The 18,443-nt window shown below is 66.9% G+C and carries 20 protein-coding genes; 9 read left to right on the top strand and 11 right to left on the bottom strand.

Annotated features, from left to right (window positions below; genetic code table 11):
• The 3 genes from LHP98_RS05760 to parC form a co-directional block, all read right to left on the bottom strand.
• On the bottom strand, nt 1-844 hold an 844-nt coding region (locus LHP98_RS05760), incomplete at its 3' end, for an elongation factor Tu (protein WP_227251569.1).
• 90 nt (nt 845-934) lie between these two features.
• Nucleotides 935-1,567, bottom strand: coding sequence for a hypothetical protein (locus tag LHP98_RS05765; RefSeq protein ID WP_227251570.1), 633 nt, complete (start codon nt 1,565-1,567; stop codon nt 935-937).
• 141 nt (nt 1,568-1,708) lie between these two features.
• The gene (gene parC / locus LHP98_RS05770; protein ID WP_227251571.1) at nt 1,709-4,012 is read right to left on the bottom strand and encodes a DNA topoisomerase IV subunit A; all 2,304 of its coding nucleotides are present in this window, start codon (nt 4,010-4,012) and stop codon (nt 1,709-1,711) included.
• Between the two features lie 154 nt (nt 4,013-4,166).
• On the opposite strand from parC, the gene LHP98_RS05775 reads away from it, so the two are divergent.
• The 6 genes from LHP98_RS05775 to LHP98_RS05800 all read left to right on the top strand — a co-directional run bounded on the left by LHP98_RS05775 (nt 4,167) and on the right by LHP98_RS05800 (nt 8,318).
• Nucleotides 4,167-4,739, top strand: a complete 573-nt coding sequence (locus LHP98_RS05775) for an SH3 domain-containing protein (RefSeq protein WP_227251572.1) — start codon at nt 4,167-4,169, stop codon at nt 4,737-4,739.
• A 41-nt stretch (nt 4,740-4,780) separates the two neighbouring features.
• Nucleotides 4,781-5,608, top strand: a complete 828-nt coding sequence (locus LHP98_RS05780; protein ID WP_227251573.1) for an SDR family NAD(P)-dependent oxidoreductase — start codon at nt 4,781-4,783, stop codon at nt 5,606-5,608.
• A 90-nt stretch (nt 5,609-5,698) separates the two neighbouring features.
• Nucleotides 5,699-5,902, top strand: coding sequence for a twin transmembrane helix small protein (locus LHP98_RS05785; protein WP_227251574.1), 204 nt, complete (start codon nt 5,699-5,701; stop codon nt 5,900-5,902).
• 1 nt (nt 5,903) lies between these two features.
• Nucleotides 5,904-6,482, top strand: coding sequence for a cob(I)yrinic acid a,c-diamide adenosyltransferase (locus LHP98_RS05790; protein WP_227251575.1), 579 nt, complete (start codon nt 5,904-5,906; stop codon nt 6,480-6,482).
• 136 nt (nt 6,483-6,618) lie between these two features.
• On the top strand, nt 6,619-7,392 hold the full coding sequence (locus tag LHP98_RS05795) for an electron transfer flavoprotein subunit beta/FixA family protein (protein ID WP_227251576.1): 774 nt from the start codon (nt 6,619-6,621) through the stop codon (nt 7,390-7,392).
• A complete protein-coding gene (locus tag LHP98_RS05800; protein ID WP_227251577.1) occupies nt 7,392-8,318 on the top strand; it encodes an electron transfer flavoprotein subunit alpha/FixB family protein in 927 nt (308 codons plus the stop codon). The genes LHP98_RS05795 and LHP98_RS05800 overlap by 1 nt, the downstream gene beginning before the upstream one ends.
• 85 nt (nt 8,319-8,403) lie before the next feature.
• On the opposite strand, the gene LHP98_RS05805 is transcribed toward LHP98_RS05800, so the two are convergent.
• A complete protein-coding gene (locus LHP98_RS05805; protein ID WP_227251578.1) occupies nt 8,404-9,225 on the bottom strand; it encodes a DUF6473 family protein in 822 nt (273 codons plus the stop codon).
• Nucleotides 9,226-9,404: 179 nt separating this feature from the next.
• Here LHP98_RS05805 and LHP98_RS05810 point away from each other — a divergent pair, with 179 nt between their 5' ends.
• Together LHP98_RS05810 and LHP98_RS05815 are read left to right on the top strand one after the other, a co-directional pair.
• Nucleotides 9,405-10,280: a 3-hydroxybutyryl-CoA dehydrogenase gene (locus tag LHP98_RS05810; RefSeq protein ID WP_227251579.1), complete on the top strand. Its 876-nt coding sequence runs from the start codon at nt 9,405-9,407 to the stop codon at nt 10,278-10,280.
• A gap of 57 nt (nt 10,281-10,337) precedes the next feature.
• The gene (locus tag LHP98_RS05815) at nt 10,338-10,958 is read left to right on the top strand and encodes a YdeI/OmpD-associated family protein (RefSeq protein ID WP_227251580.1); all 621 of its coding nucleotides are present in this window, start codon (nt 10,338-10,340) and stop codon (nt 10,956-10,958) included.
• 7 nt (nt 10,959-10,965) lie between these two features.
• Here the strand turns inward: LHP98_RS05815 and LHP98_RS05820 are convergent, their stop codons facing one another.
• From LHP98_RS05820 to LHP98_RS05850, 7 genes are read right to left on the bottom strand one after another with little or no spacing between them, the layout of a single operon-like run.
• A complete protein-coding gene (locus LHP98_RS05820; RefSeq protein WP_227251581.1) occupies nt 10,966-11,838 on the bottom strand; it encodes a lysophospholipid acyltransferase family protein in 873 nt (290 codons plus the stop codon).
• 50 nt (nt 11,839-11,888) lie between these two features.
• Entirely contained in the window at nt 11,889-12,158 is a 270-nt protein-coding gene (locus tag LHP98_RS05825; RefSeq protein ID WP_227251582.1) for an HPr family phosphocarrier protein, read from the bottom strand.
• Nucleotides 12,159-12,169: 11 nt separating this feature from the next.
• Nucleotides 12,170-12,565, bottom strand: a complete 396-nt coding sequence (locus tag LHP98_RS05830; RefSeq protein ID WP_227251583.1) for a PTS sugar transporter subunit IIA — start codon at nt 12,563-12,565, stop codon at nt 12,170-12,172.
• On the bottom strand, nt 12,562-13,470 hold the full coding sequence (gene rapZ, locus LHP98_RS05835) for an RNase adapter RapZ (protein WP_227251584.1): 909 nt from the start codon (nt 13,468-13,470) through the stop codon (nt 12,562-12,564). Before rapZ ends, LHP98_RS05830 begins: the two co-directional genes overlap by 4 nt.
• 2 nt (nt 13,471-13,472) lie before the next feature.
• Entirely contained in the window at nt 13,473-13,907 is a 435-nt protein-coding gene (locus LHP98_RS05840) for an HPr kinase/phosphorylase (RefSeq protein ID WP_227251585.1), read from the bottom strand.
• The gene (locus tag LHP98_RS05845) at nt 13,904-15,598 is read right to left on the bottom strand and encodes a sensor histidine kinase (RefSeq protein ID WP_227251586.1); all 1,695 of its coding nucleotides are present in this window, start codon (nt 15,596-15,598) and stop codon (nt 13,904-13,906) included. Before LHP98_RS05845 ends, LHP98_RS05840 begins: the two co-directional genes overlap by 4 nt.
• Nucleotides 15,595-16,296 carry a response regulator transcription factor gene (locus LHP98_RS05850; protein WP_227251587.1) on the bottom strand — a complete coding sequence of 234 codons (702 nt, stop codon included), beginning with the start codon at nt 16,294-16,296 and terminating at the stop codon, nt 15,595-15,597. Before LHP98_RS05850 ends, LHP98_RS05845 begins: the two co-directional genes overlap by 4 nt.
• Before the next feature lie 376 nt (nt 16,297-16,672).
• Here LHP98_RS05850 and LHP98_RS05855 point away from each other — a divergent pair, with 376 nt between their 5' ends.
• Nucleotides 16,673-18,271: a phosphoenolpyruvate carboxykinase gene (locus LHP98_RS05855; protein ID WP_227251588.1), complete on the top strand. Its 1,599-nt coding sequence runs from the start codon at nt 16,673-16,675 to the stop codon at nt 18,269-18,271.
• Nucleotides 18,272-18,443: the final 172 nt, after the last annotated feature.

The following is an 18,443-nucleotide window of genomic DNA, read 5'->3' on the forward strand; positions in this document are numbered from 1 at the left end:
CGCGGTCGATGCCGCGCAGCAGCGCGCCGATGTTGTCGCCGGCCTCGCCGCGGTCCAAGAGCTTGCGGAACATCTCGACGCCGGTGCAGACCGACTTGACCGTCGGGCGGATGCCGACGATCTCGACCTCGTCACCGACGTTGATCACGCCGCGCTCGACCCGCCCGGTGACCACGGTGCCGCGGCCCGAGATCGAGAACACGTCCTCGATCGGCATCAGGAACGGCTGGTCGACGGCCCGCGCCGGGGTCGGGATGTAGTCGTCCACCGCCTTCATCAGCGCGCGGACCGAATCCTCGCCGATGTCCTTGCGCTCGCCGATCATCGCCTGGTGGGCGCTGCCCTTGATGATCGGGATGTCGTCGCCGGGGTATTCGTAGGAGGACAGAAGCTCGCGCACTTCCATCTCGACCAGTTCCAGGAGTTCCGGGTCATCGACCAGGTCGACCTTGTTCATGTAGACGACCATGTAGGGAATGCCCACCTGGCGGCCCAGCAGGATGTGCTCGCGGGTCTGCGGCATCGGGCCGTCCGAGGCCGCAACCACCAGGATCGCGCCGTCCATCTGCGCCGCACCGGTGATCATGTTCTTCACATAGTCGGCGTGGCCGGGGCAGTCGACGTGGGCGTAGTGACGGGCCTCGGTCTCATACTCGACATGCGCGGTCGAGATCGTGATCCCCCGCGCCCGCTCTTCCGGCGCGCCGTCGATCTGGTCGTAGGCCTTGAATTCGCCGAAATACTTGGTGATCGCCGCGGTCAGCGTCGTCTTGCCGTGGTCAACGTGGCCGATCGTGCCGATGTTGACGTGCGGTTTGTTGCGTTCAAACTTTGCCTTGCCCATCGTGGCTGCCCTTGGTTCTGGGGACCCCGGGAGAGGACCCTCGGTTCACTCGCGCGGCGGCTTACTGGCACAAGGGGGGAAAATCAAGCCTCAGTTGCCTGCCGGCGCAGGTGCGGGTGACGCAGGCGGGGCGGCGGGAGGGGCGGCTTTCATCGCCGCGGTGCGGGTGGCCAGCGCGGCCTGCAGCTGTTCGGGCGTCATGCCGAACCATTCGGGGTGTTCCAGCAGCCAGCCCTCGACCTTTTTCGCGGCATTGTAGGTCAGCGCATCCATCTGCTGGGCCTTGGTGCGGGTCAGGCCGGTGCCGATGACGCTTTCGCCGGACAGACCCTCGAAAACGGTGAACTGCTTGCCCTCGGGGTTCAGTTTCTTCTGCGCGGCGTCGTCCCAGATATTGGCGGTGATCACGACGACGGATTTCGGCGCGGCGACGACGGGAATGCCGGGCGGGGCCAGCGCGTAGCCGTCGATCGAGATGCCGATGTTGTAAAGCTTGCTGCCCTGGTAGCGGCCGAAACGGTCGGCGACGGCCTTGGACATCGCGGCTTCCCAATCGGCCGGGGTGGCCGGGCGGCTGATCGGCACCATCTGCACCTTGTCGGCAACGGCGATGTTCAGACCCAGGGCAAAGTCGCCCAGGGGCACCGGCGGCTCGGCCAGGTCGTTGCGGGCGCAGGCGGCCAGGCCAAGGGCCAAGATCAGGGCGGCAAGGCGGCGGGCCATGGGGATCTCCGGTGCGCAGGGGCTGGCCCCGAGGCATAGCCGAGGCCGCCGACCGCCGCAACGCCCCCCCCCGCGCCGGCGCCTGGCCCGGGTCTATCTGGCCCGGGTCTATGCCGGCCGCGCTCGCGCGGCCGCGCGGTTTCAGGTGAAGCGGTTGTCGCGCGGGAAGCCGCGCGGGGCCATCTTGCCGGCGCTGGCGCGGGAGCCTGTCCATTCGCTCAGGTCGGTCTCGGTGCGGGTGCGGCCGGCGGGGTCTTTCCACGACAGGCCGTCGGACAGCGCAAAGGTGATCGCGTCGGACAGCCCGCCGTCCTTGTATTTCTGCAGCCGCACACCCTTGCCGCGGGCCATTTCGGGCAATTCGGCCAGCGGGAAGACCAGGAGCTTGCGGTTGTCGCCCACCACGGCGACGTGATCGCCCCTGACGGCGGTGCAGACGGCGGCCTTTTCGCCGTCGCGCACATTCAGCACCTGCTTGCCGGCCCGGGTCTGGGCCAAAAGTTCCTCGGCCGGGACGACGAAACCGTCGCCGGCGCTTGAGGCGACAAGGTATTTCGCGCCGGCCCGGAACAGGATCAGGTCGGTGAGGCCGGTGTCGTTCGGCAGATCGACCATCAGGCGCAGCGGTTCGCCCATGCCGCGGCCGCCGGGCAGGTTGGCGCCGAGAAGGGTGTAGAAGCGGCCGTTTTCGGCCACGGCCAGGATCTTGTCGGTGGTCTCGGCGTGGAAGGCGAAGCGGGGGCCGTCGCCATCCTTGAACTTCTGCTCAAGCGCCAGGTCGACATGGCCCTTCATGGCGCGAATCCAGCCCATGCGGGAACAGATCACGGTGATCGGCTCGCGCTCGATCATCGCCTCGAAGGGCACCTCTTCCACTTCGCCGGCCTCGGCCAGAAGGGTGCGGCGGTCGCCGCCGGGGGTGCCCTTGCCGTATTTGCGGCGGATGTCTTCCAACTCCTCGGCGATCCGCTTCCACTGCAGGCGGTCGCTTTCCAGAAGGTCCGCCAGCCCGGCGCGTTCCTTCATCAGATCGTCGCGCTCGCGCCGCAGCTCGATCTCTTCCAGCTTGCGCAGGCTGCGCAGGCGCATGTTGAGGATGGCTTCGGCCTGCACCTCGGTCAGCTCGCCCTCGCCCGGTGCGGGGGGGCGATAGTCCTTTTCCGACGTCGCCCGCGTGTGGCTGCGACCCCAGTCCTCGCGCATCAGGGCGGCTTTCGGGTCTTCGTCATAGCGGATGATGTCGATCACCCGGTCGAGGTTGAGGTAGGCGATGATGAAGCCTTCCAGCACCTCAAGCCGGGCGTCGATCTTGTCGATGCGATGCTCGCTGCGGCGGCGGAGAACGTCGCGGCGGTGGTCAAGGAAGGCGCGCAGGACTTCCTTGAGCGAGCAGACCCTGGGCACGCGGCCGTCGATCAGGACGTTCATGTTCAGGCTGAACCGCGTTTCCAGGTCGCTGTTGCGGAACAGCATCCCCATCAGCATGTCGGCATCCACGGTGCGGGCGCGGGGTTCCAGCACGATGCGGATGTCCTGGGCGCTCTCGTCGCGGATGTCGGCCAGCAGCGGCACCTTCTTCAGCTCGATCAGTTCGGCCAGCTTTTCGATCAGGCGGGATTTCGGCACCTGAAAGGGAATCTCGGTGACGACGATCTGCCAAGTGCCGCGGCCAAGGTCTTCGATCTGCCATTTCGCCCGGGTGCGGAAACTGCCGCGGCCGGACTCGTAGGCCTCAAGGATGCTGGCGGCGGGTTCGACCAGCACGCCGCCGGTGGGGAAATCCGGGCCGGGGATATGGGCGACCAGGTCGGCGGTGGACAGGCCGGGGTCGCGGATCAGGGCCTGGCAGCCGCGGATCAGCTCATCCAGGTTGTGCGGCGGGATGTTGGTCGCCATGCCGACCGCGATGCCGCTGGAGCCGTTGGCCAGAAGGTTGGGATAGGCGGCGGGCAGCACCACCGGCTCTTCCAGGCGGCCGTCGTAGTTGGGGCGGAAATCGACCGAGGTCTCGTCGATGCCTTCCAGCAGCGCCTCGGTCAGGGCGGTGATGCGGGCCTCGGTATAGCGGGAGGCGGCCGGATTGTCGCCGTCGATGTTGCCGAAGTTGCCCTGCCCGTCGACCAGCGGGTAGCGCATGTTGAAATCCTGCGCCAGCCGCGCCATCGCGTCATAGATCGCAGCGTCGCCGTGGGGGTGGAAATCGCCCATCGTGTCGCCGGCGATCTTGGCCGATTTCAGAAAGCCCCCGGTCGGCGTCAGCCGCAGCCGCCGCATCGCCCAGAGGATTCGCCGGTGCACCGGCTTGAGCCCGTCGCGGGCATCGGGCAGGGCGCGGTGCATGATGGTCGACAGCGCATAGGTCAGGTACCGCTCTCCGATCGCGCGGGAAAGCGGCTCGGACACGGTCAGGCCATAGGGCTTGTCGGTTTCGTCTTCGGCGGACATGGATGTTGTGTATTGCGGGCTGGCCGCGCGGTCCAGACGGTTTTCCCCGCGGGTCCCGGCCGACGGGGAAAAGCCGGCGATTTTTCCTCTAAAGGCCTGCCGGTGAATGTGTTAGAAGGTCATCACCTGCCCTTGCCTGATAACTGGTGATCTCATGTTCCGCCTTACGGTGCTGCTCTGTGCTGGCCTGTTCGTGACCCTTCTGGTCGCGGGCGAAGACCGGGGGCAGATGCGCCCCGGTCTGGCGAAGGCGGTGGCGGAAGGGCAAGACATCGTGGTGCTGGAACGCCGTCGGGCCGCCCCGGTGCAGCCGGCGGCGGTGGCGGCCGAACCCGCGGTCATTGCGGCCGCCTTCACGCCCGACCCAGCGCCGCCCGTGCCGGAACCGGCAGCCCGCAAGGTGACCCCGGCGCCGGTGTTCACGCTGTCGGCCTTGCCCTCGCTGGGCGGCGACAAGGTCGAGGTGGCAGAGACCCTTCCCGAAGCGACCCCCGAGGCGGTTCCGCTCGGCAGCGCGACGGGGGGCGAGATCTGGTATGTGACCGCGAGTTCGGTAAACGTCCGCGAGGACCCTTCGACCGAGGCCTATGTCCTGGGCAAGCTGGCCGCGGGCGAGGCGGTGACGGTGATCGCGATGGCAGACAGCGAATGGGCGCAGATCATCATCGAGGGCGACGGCATCGAAGGCTATGTCGCGACGCGCTTCCTGTCGCCGGTTGCGCCCTGAACCGGTTTGACCTCTCTGCCGCCGGTCGCTAGGGCGGGATCATGGACCGATCCATTCTGATCACCGGGTGTTCCTCGGGCATCGGCTATGACGCCGCAAAGGGGCTGGCCGCGCGCGGCTGGCGGGTCTTCGCCACCTGCCGGGCCGAGGCCGACTGCGAACGGCTGCGGGCCGAGGGGCTGGAGAGCTTTGTTCTGGACTACGCCGACGAGACCAGCATCGCGGCGGCGGTCGAGACGGTGAAGGGGCTGACCGGCGGCCGGCTGGGCGCCTTGTTCAACAACGGCGCCTTTGCCTGCCCCGGCGCGGTGGAAGACCTGCCACGGGGGGCGCTGCGGGAGATCTTCGAGGTCAACCTCTTCGGCTACCACGACCTGACGCGGCGGGTGATCCCGATGATGCGGGCGGCGGGGGCGGGGCGGATCGTCAACTGTTCCTCGGTGCTGGGGCTGGTGGCGATGCGCTGGCGCGGCGCCTATGTGGCGACCAAGTTCGCCATGGAGGGGCTGTCGGACGTGCTGCGGATCGAGATGAAGGGGACCGGGATCGAGGTGATCCTGATCGAGCCCGGCCCGATCACCAGCCGCATCCGCGAGAACTCGGTGCCGCATTTCGAGCGGTGGGTGGACTGGCAGGCCTCGGCCCGGGTCGAGGAGTACCGCGGGCTGCTGCACCGGCTGTACCAGGCCAAGGACAAGCCCGACACCTTCGAGCTGCCGGCCAGCGCGGTGACGGCGCAGCTGATCCGGGCGCTGGAAAGCCCGCGGCCCAAGGCGCGCTATTACGTCACCCTGCCGACGCACCTGATGGGCTTCGCCCGCCGGTTCTTTCCGACCCGGGCGCTGGACTGGCTGATCGCGCGGGTCTGATCCGGGCCACGGCGATTTCCGCTTCGCTTTTCGGCCTCGGTGCCCTACATCCCCCAGACCGGACCACAGACCGGAATGCGGAGGGCGCCCATGCTGTCTGACCCGATGTTCCTGCTTGCCGCGGTGGCCTCGCTGATCGTGGCGGGCATCCTGATCTATGGCATCGCCAGCTTTGCCAAGGGCGGAGAGTCCAACGGGCGCGCGTCCAACCGCATCATGCGCTGGCGGCTGATCGCGCAGTTCATCGCCGTGGTGCTGGTTGCGGGCTTCGCCTGGCTGCGCGCAAAGGGATAACATGGTCGTTCTGTCGAAAATCTACACCAAGACCGGCGATGCCGGGGAAACCGCGCTGGGCAACGGCGCGCGGGTGGCCAAGCACAGCCTGCGCGTCAGCGCCTATGGCACGGTCGATGAGACCAACGCCACGGTGGGCCTTGCCCGCCTGCACGCGCCGGCCGAGATGGATGCCGCCCTGGCCCGCATCTCGAACGACCTGTTCGACCTGGGCGCCGATCTTTGCACCCCCAACCGCCACATGGATGAGGGCCTGCCCTACACCCCCCTGCGGATGATCGAGCCGCAGACCCTGCGGCTGGAAGCCGAGATCGACGCGATGAATGCGCTGTTGCAGCCCTTGCGCAGCTTCATCCTGCCCGGCGGCAGCCCCCTGGCCGCGCATCTGCACCTGTGCCGCACCGTCTGCCGCCGCGCCGAGCGGCTGGTGGTGGAAGCCGCGACGATGGAAGACGTGAACCCCGAGGCGGTGAAATACCTGAACCGGCTGTCCGACTGGTTCTTTGTAGCCGGGCGGATCGCCAATGAAAACGGCACGAAAGATGTGCTTTGGGTGCCGGGCCTGACCCGCGGCGGCTGAGCGCGATCGAAACGCGACGTCCCGACGCGCGCTATCGTCGCATTTGCCCTGTTGAATCACTTTCTCCTGCGGTAATGGGCCTGCGGAAGCTTGGGCGGGCGCGGACCCCGTGCCCTTCGGATATGGAGATTGCCGCATGAAGGTGCTGGTGCCTGTCAAACGGGTGATCGACTACAACGTGAAGGTTCGCGTCAAGGCGGACGGAAGCGGGGTCGATCTGGCCAACGTGAAGATGTCGATGAACCCCTTCGACGAGATCGCCGTGGAAGAGGCGATCCGGCTGAAGGAAAAGGGCATCGCGACCGAGGTCGTGGTGGTGTCGATCGGCGTCAAGCAGGCGCAGGAAACCCTGCGCAACGCCCTCGCGATGGGCGCCGACCGGGCGATCCTGATCGAGGCGACCGCCGACGTGCACACCGACATCGAACCCTTGTCGGTGGCCAAGCTGCTGGCCGCGGTGGTCAAGGAAGAAGGCCCGGGCCTGGTTCTGTGCGGCAAGCAGGCGATCGACAACGACATGAACGCCACCGGCCAGATGCTGGCGGCGCTGTTGGGCTGGGCCCAGGGAACCTTCGTTTCCGAAGTCGCCATCGACGGCGGTGCGGCCAAGGTCACCCGTGAGGTGGACGGCGGTCTGCAGCAGATCAGCGTCACCCTGCCGGCGGTGCTGACGGTGGACCTGCGGCTGAATGAGCCGCGCTATGCCAGCCTGCCCAACATCATGAAGGCCAAGGCCAAGCCCCTGGCGGCGAAGACGCCGGCCGATTACGGCGTGGATGTCGCGCCGCGGCTGACGGTGCTGAAGACGGCGGAACCCATGGGCCGCAAGGCCGGGGTCAAGGTCGGCTCGGTGGACGAGCTGATCGCCAAGCTCAAAGACGCAGGCGTTATCGGGGCGGGGGTGATCTGATGGCCGTTCTTCTTCTTGCCGACGTGAACGACGGCCATCTGGCAACCGACCAGGTGGCCAAGACGCTGGCCGCCGTGGCCTCGCTTGGCGAAGTGCATGTGCTGGTGGCAGGCCAGGGTGGCGATGCCGCCGCGGCCGATGCCGCCAAGCTGGATGGCGTGTCGAAGGTGCTGTTCGCCGGCGACCACGCCTATTGCCATGGCATGGCCGAACCCACCGCGGCGCTGGTCGTCTCGCTGGCCGGCGGCTATGAGCACATCTGCGGCGCGGCCACCGCGTTCAACAAGAACGTGCTGCCGCGCGTGGCGGCGCTCTTGGACGTGATGGTGCTGTCGGACGTGACCGCCGTCATCGACGCCTCGACCTTCGAGCGCCCGATCTACGCCGGCAACGCCATGCAGACGGTCAAGACCGCCGACGCGACGAAGGTGTTCACGGTCCGCACCGCGAACTTCACCGCCGTCGGTGCCGGCGGTGCTGCCCCGGTTCAGGCCGTGGGCGGTGCGGTCGATGGCGCGCTGTCGGCCTGGGTGGAAGACCGGGTCGCGGCCAGCGACCGGCCGGAACTGACCAGCGCCAAGATCGTCGTCTCGGGCGGCCGCGGTGTCGGGTCGGAAGAAAACTTCGGCCTGATCGAAAAGCTGGCCGACAAGCTGGGCGCCGCCGTGGGCGCCAGCCGCGCGGCGGTCGATTCGGGCTATGCGCCGAATGACTGGCAGGTTGGCCAGACCGGCAAGGTCGTGGCGCCGAACCTGTACGTTGCGGTCGGCATCTCGGGCGCGATCCAGCACCTGGCCGGCATGAAGGACAGCAAGGTCATCGTCGCCATCAACAAGGACGAAGAGGCGCCGATCTTCCAGGTGGCCGATTACGGCCTGGTGGCAGACCTGTTCACCGCCTTGCCGGAACTGACCGGCAAGCTTTGATCGGCCGATGAATGGAACCAGGACGGGCGCCCCTTGCGGCGCCCGTTTGCGTTTGCACCCGCCGGAACAAACGTTCTTCGTCGTCCTACAGAAGCCGCTCGATCACCGGCGCCAGCGCTTCGGCCATTTCCCGGTGCGCAGCTGCGCCGGGCAGTTCCTGCGCCGCGCTTTCCTCGGCCGGGGTGAAGCGCATCGCCCGCACCCCCTCGGCCTGGGCCGCGGGGCTGGCGACATGCTCGACATAGGCCGAGACATCGGGCACCAGCGCCTCGACCAGCCCGCGGTCGATGAACATCGGCGCGGTGTTAGGCGGGCCGAAGCTCTCGGGCGGCGGGGCCGAGCCGGTCCAGACCAGCACGCGCCGCTGCGGCATCCGCGCCAGGATGCCCCGCATTCGCACCAGCCAGAGGTTGCGCAACTCCTCGACCACCGGGGCAAGCCTCTCTGGCCCGCGGGCCCAGAGCGCGTGGATCAGATGGCGGGTGAAGTGAAACTCGGTGAAATCGACGTCACGGTACATCGAGCGCAGCAGCGGCGTGGCGGCGATGAAGCGGTCGTTGCGGCGGGGGTGGACAGTGTAGAACCGGTTGGTCTGGTTCTGCGCCCCCAGCACCTGCAGCACCGCCAGATGGGCCGCCCCGGCCACTTCGCCCACGCCACGGTCGCCCAGATAGACATCGGGGCCGGCGTTCGGCACGCCGAGATTGGCCACCGGAACGCCGAGCCGTTCCTCGACCAGCGCCGGAAAGGGCGCGATGACGAACCTGCCATGCGTCACGGTTCCGCCCAGCATGGCCAGGTATTCCCCAGTCAGGTCGCGGCGCGGCCCCCGGAAGGTCAGCCGCGACATCCCGTAATGACAGGAGAAATAGTCGAGCGCCCCGTCGCCCGGATGAACGAACGCCATCTTCCACACCCAAGAAATTTCCAACACCCGGGGACATCCTGCCAGCGCCGCCTTTCCAAAAGTCTAAACCGCGGCCTTTGCCAAGAAAGCGAGGTGTTTTCCTTGTGCCCGCCGCGCGGCCTTGTCCTGCCCCGGAGCGGGCCGTAAGGTCGGCCCGGAGGCTGCGAAAGGGCGAAGCGATGGAAGTCAGGACGGTCGGCATTGTGGGCGCAGGGCAGATGGGCAACGGCATCGCCCATGTCTTCGCTCTGGCGGGCTACGACGTGCTTCTGAACGACATCAGCGAGGACGGCCTGAAACAGGCGCTGGTCACCATCGGCCGCAACTTGGACCGCCAGGTTTCCCGCGGCAAGGTGACGGCCGAGTTGAGGGCCGAGGCGATGGCCCGCATCCGCACCACGATGAAGCTGTCGGAGATCGGGCCACTGGACCTGATCATCGAGGCCGCGACCGAGCGCGAGACGGTCAAACAGGCGATCTTCGACGACCTCGCGCCGCATCTGAAGCCGCACACCATCCTGACGTCCAACACTTCGTCGATCTCGATCACCCGGCTGGCCAGCCGCACCGACCGGCCGGAAAAGTTCATGGGCCTGCACTTCATGAACCCGGTGCCGGTGATGCAGCTGGTGGAGCTGATCCGCGGCATCGCCACCGACCAGGCGACCTGGGACACCATGCACGCGGTGGTGGCGCGGCTGGGCAAGACCGCCGCCAGCGCCGAGGATTTCCCGGCCTTCATCGTGAACCGCATCCTGATCCCGATGATCAACGAGGCGGTCTACACGCTGTACGAAGGCGTCGGCAACGTGAAGAGCATCGACCAGGCGCTGAAGCTGGGCGCCAATCACCCGATGGGGCCGCTGGAACTGGCCGATTTCATCGGGCTGGACACCTGCCTTGCCATCATGAACGTGCTGTATGACGGGCTGGCCGACAGCAAGTACCGCCCCTGCCCCTTGCTGACCAAGTATGTCGAGGCCGGCTGGCTGGGCCGCAAGACCCAGCGGGGATTCTACGACTACCGGGGCGAGGTGCCGGTGCCGACACGCTGAACCGCCCTCCGGGCACTTGCTGCCCGCAGCCAGGATTTGCGAGGGGGGGGGGCCACGATGATTTCGGAGATTGAAGACTATTTCCTGAAAGGGTGCGGGCGCTGCCCCCGGTTTTCCTCGCCCGACTGTTCGGCGCTGCTTTGGGCGCAAGGCCTGCAAGACCTGCGCCGCATCTGCCGCGAGGCCGGGTTGGCCGAGACAGTGAAATGGGGCCATCCCTGCTACATGCACGCCGGCCGAAACATCGCGATCATCGGCGCGTTCCGCGGCGATTTCCGCCTGAGTTTCTTCAACGCCGCCCTGATGAAAGACCCTGCGGGAGTGCTGGCGAAACAGGGGGAGAATTCCAGCCATCCCGACATGATCCGCTTTACCAGGGCGGCACAGGTGACGGCGCAGGAGCCAGTCCTGCGGTCGTACATCAAGGAAGCGATGGGCTATGCCGAGGCCGGTCTCAAGGCGCCGAAAGACGCGCGCGAGGTTGATCTGCCGGATGAGCTGATCGAGGCGCTGGATGCCGACCCCGAACTGGCCGAGGCGTTTCACGCCCTGACGCCAGGGCGGAAGAAGAGTTATGCGCTGAACCTGAATTCGGCAAAGACGGCGGCGACCCGGGTCTCGCGCATTGCCGGGTTCCGCGCCAGAATCCTTGCCGGAAAGGGCGCCACCGAGCGGTGAGAGCGGGTTACTTCCCCAACGCCAGCGTGTGCTCGCGCAGCCAGGCCAGAAAGCCGCGCGGGTTGCCTTCCCACTTGGCCAGTTCGCTGGCCGGGATCGGTTCGCCGATGTAGGGGCGCTGCGGCTTGAACAGGCTGCGCTTGATTTCATACAGCAGCAGGCCCTGGCGCAGGGTGTCCGACAGTTGGTTGGCGATCTGGAACGCCCGGCTGTTCTGGCCGGGGAAATAGATCGGCAGGATGGTCGCGCCCGAGCCCTTCACGATCTTGTGGGTGAAGACGTTCCACTCGGCCTCGACGGCGCGGCCCCACCAGCCGGGCGACATTGCCACCTTGCCGGCCGGGAACAGGATGATCACGCCACCGGCCCTGAGGTGGTCCATGGTGTCCTGGCGCATCTTCAGGCCCAGTTCGCGGGCGTTGTCCTCGTGCGGGAAGGGCACGGGGATCATGAATTCCTCGACCTCGGGAATGCCGGTCAGGAGGCTGCGGGTCAGGATGCGGAAGTCAGACCGCACCCGGTTGACCATTTCGGCCATCAGCATGCCGTCGACCAGCCCCGAGGGATGGTTGGCCACCACCACCAGCGGCCCGGTGGCCGGAATCCGGGCGATCTCTTCGGGCGGAGTGTCGATGCGGATGCCCATGTGCCGGATCGCCTTGGGCCAGAACGGCGCGCCGAAGGGGGCGCCCGATTTCTCGAAGCTGCGGATCAGGCTGAGAAGCTGGACCTTGGCGGTCATCCATTCGATGGCGCGGATGGTGCCGGCCTTGAACGGGTTCTTGAAGGTGCCCGCATAGCTGAGCCGCCGCATGTCGTAGGGCTTGTCCGGCTTGGGTGCCGGCGGCACCTCGGCTGCGATCTGGCTCTGTTCGATCACGACGCGGCGGTCCTCAGGGTGCCGCCCCGGCGGGCCGGGGCAATCCTCGCTCAATAATCCTCTCCGAAGCGGGCCGCAACAAGCGCCTCCAGTGCGTCGGCCAGTTTCTCCGCCTCATTCCCCGACGTCGTGACCTCGATCGAGGTCCCGCGCGAGGCGGCCAGCATCAGCAGACCCATGATCGAATCGCCCGAAACCTCCATCCCGTCCTTGCCGACGGTGGCGCGGGCGTCATGCGACTCGACCACTTCGACGAACTTGGCGCTGGCGCGCGCGTGCAGACCTTTTTCGTTGACGATCCTGAGGCTGCGCATGGTCATTGGCGGTTCCTTCAGGCCCCGCCGCCAAGGTCGAGGCTGTTGATGTACTTGCGGCCCGCATCCAGCGCGGCCGCAACTGCCTCGGTCAGGGTCATGTCGCGCGACTTGGCCAGCTTGATCAGCATCGGCAGGTTGGCGCCATAGAGAATGCGGCGTCCGCTGGTGGCGCAGGCCGGCAGCGACAGGTTCGACGGGCTGCCGCCGAACATGTCGGTCACCACCACCACGCCACGGCCCTGGTCCACGGCATCGGCCGCGGCCATGATCTCGGCCTGCTTCACTTCGCGGTCATGCTCATCCTCGATGGCGATGGCGCGCATGCCGGGCTGCTTGCCCACGACATGTTCGACAGCGGCGAGGTATTCGCGCGCCAATCCGCCGTGGGCCACGATGACGATTCCGATCAAGCGCCCGACACCATGCCAGCGGGCGCGCCCCCCGCGCCCTTGCGTTCCAGTTCCCGATGTCGTTTTGCCACTGGCCAGCCTGCCTGCGCAAGGGCGACCCCCAGCATTTCCGCAATTGCGACCGAGCGGTGTTGCCCGCCGGTGCAGCCAAAGCCGATCGAGAGGTGGGCCTTGCCCTCCTCGAGATGGGCCGGAAGGAGAAACAGGATCAGGTCCTGCAATCTGCGGAAGAATTCGGCAAAGCGCGGGTCGGCGCGGACGAAATCGGCCACTGCCGGATCGCGGCCATCCAGGCCGCGCAGGGCGGGTTGCCAGTAGGGATTCGCCAGGAAGCGGCAGTCGAAGATCATGTCCACCCCGCGCGGCACCCCCCGCTTGTAGCTGAACGATTGCACCGAGACGGCCAGCCGGCCGGTCTTGCCGGTGTCGAACCAGCGCGCGATCTCGGCCTTGAGGTCGTGCGGCGACAGGTCAGAGGTGTCGATCAGGTGGTCGGCGCGCGCCCGGATCGGCGCCAGCAGGTCGAACTCGCGCTCGATCCCCTCGGCCGGGGTTTCGGCGGGGGCAAGCGGGTGGCGGCGGCGGGTTTCGGAATACCGGCGGATCAGTTCGGCGGCGGAGCAGTCGAGATACAGCACTTCGAGCGTCACCCGCAGGTCGCGGGTCAGGCCGTCGATCAGTTCGATCAGCGCGGTGGCGTTGAAATCGCGGTTGCGCACATCCAGGCCCAGGGCGATGGGCCGGTCCAGCGGCGGGCCGTCGATCAGCCGGGGCACCAGCGTCAGCGGGATGTTGTCGATGCCCTCATAGCCGAGGTCTTCCAGAACGCGGATTGCAGTCGTCCGCCCGGCGCCCGAAGGCCCGGTCACCAGCACCAGCCGATGCTCCTGCGCGGGTTCGACCATGCTCACTCCTGCCGCCCACCCTGAAGATAGACCATCAGCGCCTCGGCAACAGGGTCGATCTGCGGCCTTTGGGCAAGCGGCAGCGTCATTCCCAGGATTTTGATCGTGCGAAACGGCGGCAGGCGGTCGGATTCGGGGGTGCCCAGGTCCACCACCAGGGCCACCGGCGCCTGAACCGGGTCGGCCCGCAGAAGGCCCAGGCCGCGCGCCTCGATCAGCCCGCGGATCGCGTCCGAGGGGCAGCGGGCCAGCAGGCCCTCGGGGGTGCGGATCACCTCGGTCCGGTCGTCCGACACCAGCCGCGCGCCCAGCGCCAGCATCCGCAGGCACAGCGCCGACTTGCCGGCGCCGGACGGGCCGGTGACCAGGACAGCCCGGCCGTCGACGGCCACCGAACTGGCATGCAGGATGGTGCGGTCGCCGGCGGGGCCGGTCACACCGGCAGGCCCACCACGAAGCGGGCGCCCAGCGGTTCGCTGGTGACGTCGGCGGTGGTCGGGCGGATGTTCTCGGCCCAGATCACGCCGCCATGCGCCTCGACGATCTGCTTGGAGATTGCCAGGCCCAGGCCGGAATGGTTGCCGAAATCGCCCGAGGGGCGTTCGGAGTAGAACCGCTTGAAGATCTTGGTCAGCGCCTGTTCGGGAATGCCGGGGCCGGTGTCTTCCACCACCACCAGCACGCGGTTGTCGCGCCGCCGGGCCCAGACCCGCACGGCGTCGCCCTCTTCGCAGAACGAGATCGCATTGCCGATGAGGTTGACGAAGACCTGCGCCAGCCGCGCCTCAAGCCCGTTGATCATGATCTGGTCGGCCGGCAGGTCGGTGATGAAGTCCACCCCCTTTTCGCTGGCCTGGCTGCCCAGATACTGGCTGAGGTTCGAGATGGTCTTGAGGAGGTTGAACTGCTCTTCCTCTTCCTTGACCAGTTCGCTGTCCAGCCGCGAGGCGTTGGAGATGTCGCTGACCAGCCGGTCCAGCCGGCGCACGTCATGTTCGATCACGTCCAGAAGCTTGGCGCGCTGTTCGTCCTTCTTGACAAAGCGCATGCTGCCGACGGCCGAGCGCAGGGAGGCCAGCGGATTCTTGATCTCATGCGCGACATCGGCGGCGAATTGTTCGTTGGCGTCGATCCGGTCATACAGCGCCGCCACCATGCCGCGCATGGCCACCGAAAGCCGGCCGATTTCATCCGGGCGGGCGGCCAGGTCGGGGATGCGCACCCGGCCGGGGCTGACCCGGCGGCTGTCGCGGTCGCGGCCGATCTCGGCGGCGGCGGCCAGGTCGCTGAGCGGGTTGGCGATGGTCGAGGCCAGCACCAGCGACAGGCCGATCGAGACCAGAAGCGCCACCACGAACATCTGCAGGATCTGCTCGCGCTCATAGCGGACAAGGCGGTCGATCTCGCCCTCGGCCGATGTCAGGGCGACCACGCCCACCACTTCGCCGGCGACCCAGATCGGCGTTCCGACCGAAAACAGCGTGCTGCCCGACGGGTCGCGCCCGGTGTGCGACTGCGTCTCGCCGGCACGGGCCTTGGGAAAGACCTCGCGGGCCAGGGTGGCGCTGTCGACCGGCTCGGCCGTTTCGCGGCCGAAGGTCAGCACGCTTGAGACGCCATCCCAGACCGCGTTCAGGAAATCGGTGATGACGGTCGGGCGGATGCGCTCTCCGGCCAGACGCCGGGCCGGCGGGCCGGTGCGGTTGGCCAGAACACCGCCGTCAGGGTCGAAGACAAAGGCCTCGACCCCGCCACCGATTTCGATCTTGGCCAGAGTGCCGGCAAAGTCGAACCCCGGCTCGGCCCGCGGCATCCGGGCCTCGAACACATCGGCGATCAACTGCGCCTCGCGGATCAGCCCGGCCTCGCGCTGCACCACCAGGCTGTCGCGGAACGGATTGAGGAACAGCACGCCACCAACCAGGATGACCAGCGCCATCAGGTTGAAGATGATGATCTTGCGCGCCAGCGGGCTGCGGTTCAGCGCCACCAGACCGCCGCGCGAGCGCACCTCGCGCAGGCTTTCCACAGTGGCGTCGGGCGAGACCCAGTCCTCGCCCAGAAGCACCTCTCCGGTCTTTCTGGGGCGCGGCTGCTCCTCCATCGCGATACGCGGTGCTGCGCTCATTCTTCGTTGTAACGATAACCGATGCCGTACAGCGTTTCGATCGCCGAGAAGTCGTCGTCGACGCTGCGCATCTTCTTGCGCAGCCGCTTGATATGGCTGTCGATGGTGCGGTCGTCGACATAGACCTGGTCGTCATAGGCCACGTCCATCAACTGGTCGCGGCTTTTCACGAAGCCGGGGCGCTGGGCCAGGGCCTGCAGCAGCAGGAACTCGGTCACCGTCAGGGCGACGTCCTTGCCCTTCCACAGCACCGAATGGCGCAGCGGGTCCATCCGCAGGCTGCCGCGTTCCATGATCTTGTTTTCTTCGGTCGTCGCCGTCTCGCCGGTGGCGATGGCTTCCTGACGCCGCAGCAGGGCGCGGATACGTTCGACCAGCAGTCGCTGCGAGAAGGGTTTTTTCACATAGTCGTCGGCGCCCATGCGCAGCCCCAGCACCTCGTCGATCTCATCGTCTTTCGAGGTGAGGAAGATGATCGGGATCGAGGTCTTCTGCCGCAGCCGCTGCAGCAGATCCATGCCGTCCATCCGCGGCATCTTGATGTCAAGCACCGCCATGTCGGGCATCCGCCGGCTGAACGCCTCGAAGGCGGACTGACCGTCGTTGTAGGTTTCGACCTCGAAGCCTTCGGCTTCAAGGGTCATGGCGACAGACGTCAGGATGTTCCTGTCGTCGTCCACAAGGGCGATCCTCGACATGTTTTCGGTTCCTGCTCTGGACTTATGATTTTTCCGACATACTCCGCCTTGCTGCCCGGGGAATCAACACAAAAGCGAATCACCCCCCTGTGCTATCCTCGCAGGGAACACGATATTTCCCAAGCAATGGCTAATTTGCCTCAGTGAGGGACCGAAGCGCGACAGGGGGTGCAATTGGTTGCGCTAACCTCCGGATGGTTGCGCTAACTGTGCCAAAGGATGCTATTCCATTGGAAATATGCCATGTTATAGGCCACGGGACAGACCGCCCCCCGATCCTGTCCCGGGGCGTTCTGTCGGCGCCCCCTGGCCCGGGCGCGGCGCTTTTCAACGGAAATCATCGCCGCGCGGGATGTGCGGCAACGGGAGCTTGCAGATGATGAACGGACGCGTGAACCCCAACCAGACCTTGGAAACGCAGGGCATCAGCGGGGCGGCGGCCGTGCATTACAACCTGCTCGAACCCGCCCTGGTCGAGGCCGCGGTGGCCCGCGGCGAGGGCCATCTGGGCCTTGGCGGCGCCTTCCTGTGCTCGACCGGGCAGTTCACCGGGCGGTCGCCGAAGGACAAGTTCGTGGTCCGCACCGCAGCGGTGGAAGACACCATCTGGTGGGAAAACAACGCCCCGATGGCGCCCGAGGCCTTTGCCCGGCTGAAAGCCGACATGCTGGCGCATATCCAGGGCGACGAATTGTTCGTGCAGGATCTTTACGCCGGCGCCGACCCGGCGCTGAAGCTGAACGTGCGGGTGGTTTCGGAACTGGCCTGGCACGGCCTCTTCATGCGCCACATGCTGCGCCGCCCCGACCGCGCCGCGCTGGACAGCTTTGTGCCGGACTGGACCATCGTGAACGTGCCGTCGTTCAAGGCCGACCCGGACCGTCACGGCTGCCGCACCTCGACCGTGATCGCGCTGAACTTCGACGAGAAGATGGTGCTGATCGCCAACACCGGCTACGCCGGCGAGAACAAGAAGTCGGTGTTCACCATCCTGAACTACATCCTGCCCGGCAAGGGCGTGATGGCGATGCACTGCTCGGCCAACCATGCCATCGGCAACCCCGATGACTCGGCGGTGTTCTTCGGCCTCAGCGGCACCGGCAAGACCACGCTGTCGGCCGACGCCACCCGCACGCTGATCGGCGATGACGAACACGGCTGGTCGGACCGCGGCATCTTCAACTTCGAAGGCGGCTGCTACGCCAAGACGATCAACCTTTCGAAGGAAGCCGAGCCCGAGATCTACGGGACCATGAGCCGCTTCGGCACCGTGGTCGAGAACATGGTCTACGACCCCGAGACGCTGGTGATCGACTTTGCCGACAACAGCCTGACCGACAACACCCGCTGCGCCTATCCGCTGGAGGCGATCTCGAACGCCTCGGCCACCGCGCTGGGCGGGAACCCGAAGAACGTGGTGATGCTGACCTGCGACGCCTTCGGCGTGCTGCCGCCGATCGCCCGGCTGTCACCGGCGCAGGCGATGTACCACTTCCTGTCCGGCTTCACCTCCAAGGTCGCGGGCACCGAGCGCGGCATCACCGAGCCGCAGCCGACCTTCTCGACCTGCTTCGGCGCGCCCTTCATGCCGCGCCGCCCCGAAGTCTATGGCAAGCTTCTGCAGGCCAAGATCGCCCAGCATGGCGCAAGCTGCTGGCTGGTGAACACCGGCTGGACCGGCGGCGCCTACGGCACCGGCAAGCGGATGCCGATCAAGGCCACCCGCGCCCTGCTGACTGCCGCGCTGGACGGCTCGCTTGACCGCGGCGAATTCCGCCGCGACCCGAACTTCGGCTTCGACGTGCCGGTCGCGGTGCATGACGTGGACACCCGGCTTTTGAACCCGCGCGACACCTGGGCCGACAAGGCGGCCTATGACGCACAGGCGAAAAAGCTGGTCGAGATGTTCTCGAAGAACTTCGGCCAGTACGTCCCCTTCATCGACGCCGACGTGAAGGCCGCCGCCATCGGCTGACGCTTCTGCCGCTGACCCGATTGCTCGCCCGTGCGGTTCCCCCGCACGGGCGTTTTCCGTTTCCGCACCCTGCGGGGGCCAGCCCCCGCACCCCCGGGATATTTGAGGACAGATGAAAGAACGGGCCTTTCTTCATCTGTCTGGAAATATCCCACGGGGGTGCGGGGGTGTG

It is taken from the genome of Rhodobacter sp. Har01, from assembly GCF_020564565.1.
Classification (GTDB): Bacteria; Pseudomonadota; Alphaproteobacteria; order Rhodobacterales; family Rhodobacteraceae; genus Pseudogemmobacter.

Excerpts from the sequence above, each read along its gene's own strand:
- LHP98_RS05780 (WP_227251573.1), top strand. The coding sequence starts at position 4,781 with ATGGACCGATCCATTCTGATCACCGGGTGTTCCTCGGGCATCGGCTAT.
- LHP98_RS05800 (WP_227251577.1), top strand. The coding sequence starts at position 7,392 with ATGGCCGTTCTTCTTCTTGCCGACGTGAACGACGGCCATCTGGCAACC.
- LHP98_RS05850 (WP_227251587.1), bottom strand. The coding sequence starts at position 16,296 with ATGTCGAGGATCGCCCTTGTGGACGACGACAGGAACATCCTGACGTCT.
- LHP98_RS05845 (WP_227251586.1), bottom strand. The coding sequence starts at position 15,598 with ATGAGCGCAGCACCGCGTATCGCGATGGAGGAGCAGCCGCGCCCCAGA.
- LHP98_RS05825 (WP_227251582.1), bottom strand. The coding sequence starts at position 12,158 with ATGACCATGCGCAGCCTCAGGATCGTCAACGAAAAAGGTCTGCACGCG.
- LHP98_RS05790 (WP_227251575.1), top strand. The coding sequence starts at position 5,904 with ATGGTCGTTCTGTCGAAAATCTACACCAAGACCGGCGATGCCGGGGAA.
- LHP98_RS05775 (WP_227251572.1), top strand. The coding sequence starts at position 4,167 with ATGTTCCGCCTTACGGTGCTGCTCTGTGCTGGCCTGTTCGTGACCCTT.
- LHP98_RS05795 (WP_227251576.1), top strand. The coding sequence starts at position 6,619 with ATGAAGGTGCTGGTGCCTGTCAAACGGGTGATCGACTACAACGTGAAG.
- LHP98_RS05855 (WP_227251588.1), top strand. The coding sequence starts at position 16,673 with ATGATGAACGGACGCGTGAACCCCAACCAGACCTTGGAAACGCAGGGC.
- parC (WP_227251571.1), bottom strand. The coding sequence starts at position 4,012 with ATGTCCGCCGAAGACGAAACCGACAAGCCCTATGGCCTGACCGTGTCC.
- LHP98_RS05810 (WP_227251579.1), top strand. The coding sequence starts at position 9,405 with ATGGAAGTCAGGACGGTCGGCATTGTGGGCGCAGGGCAGATGGGCAAC.
- LHP98_RS05765 (WP_227251570.1), bottom strand. The coding sequence starts at position 1,567 with ATGGCCCGCCGCCTTGCCGCCCTGATCTTGGCCCTTGGCCTGGCCGCC.
- LHP98_RS05805 (WP_227251578.1), bottom strand. The coding sequence starts at position 9,225 with ATGGCGTTCGTTCATCCGGGCGACGGGGCGCTCGACTATTTCTCCTGT.
- LHP98_RS05785 (WP_227251574.1), top strand. The coding sequence starts at position 5,699 with ATGCTGTCTGACCCGATGTTCCTGCTTGCCGCGGTGGCCTCGCTGATC.
- LHP98_RS05815 (WP_227251580.1), top strand. The coding sequence starts at position 10,338 with ATGATTTCGGAGATTGAAGACTATTTCCTGAAAGGGTGCGGGCGCTGC.
- rapZ (WP_227251584.1), bottom strand. The coding sequence starts at position 13,470 with ATGGTCGAACCCGCGCAGGAGCATCGGCTGGTGCTGGTGACCGGGCCT.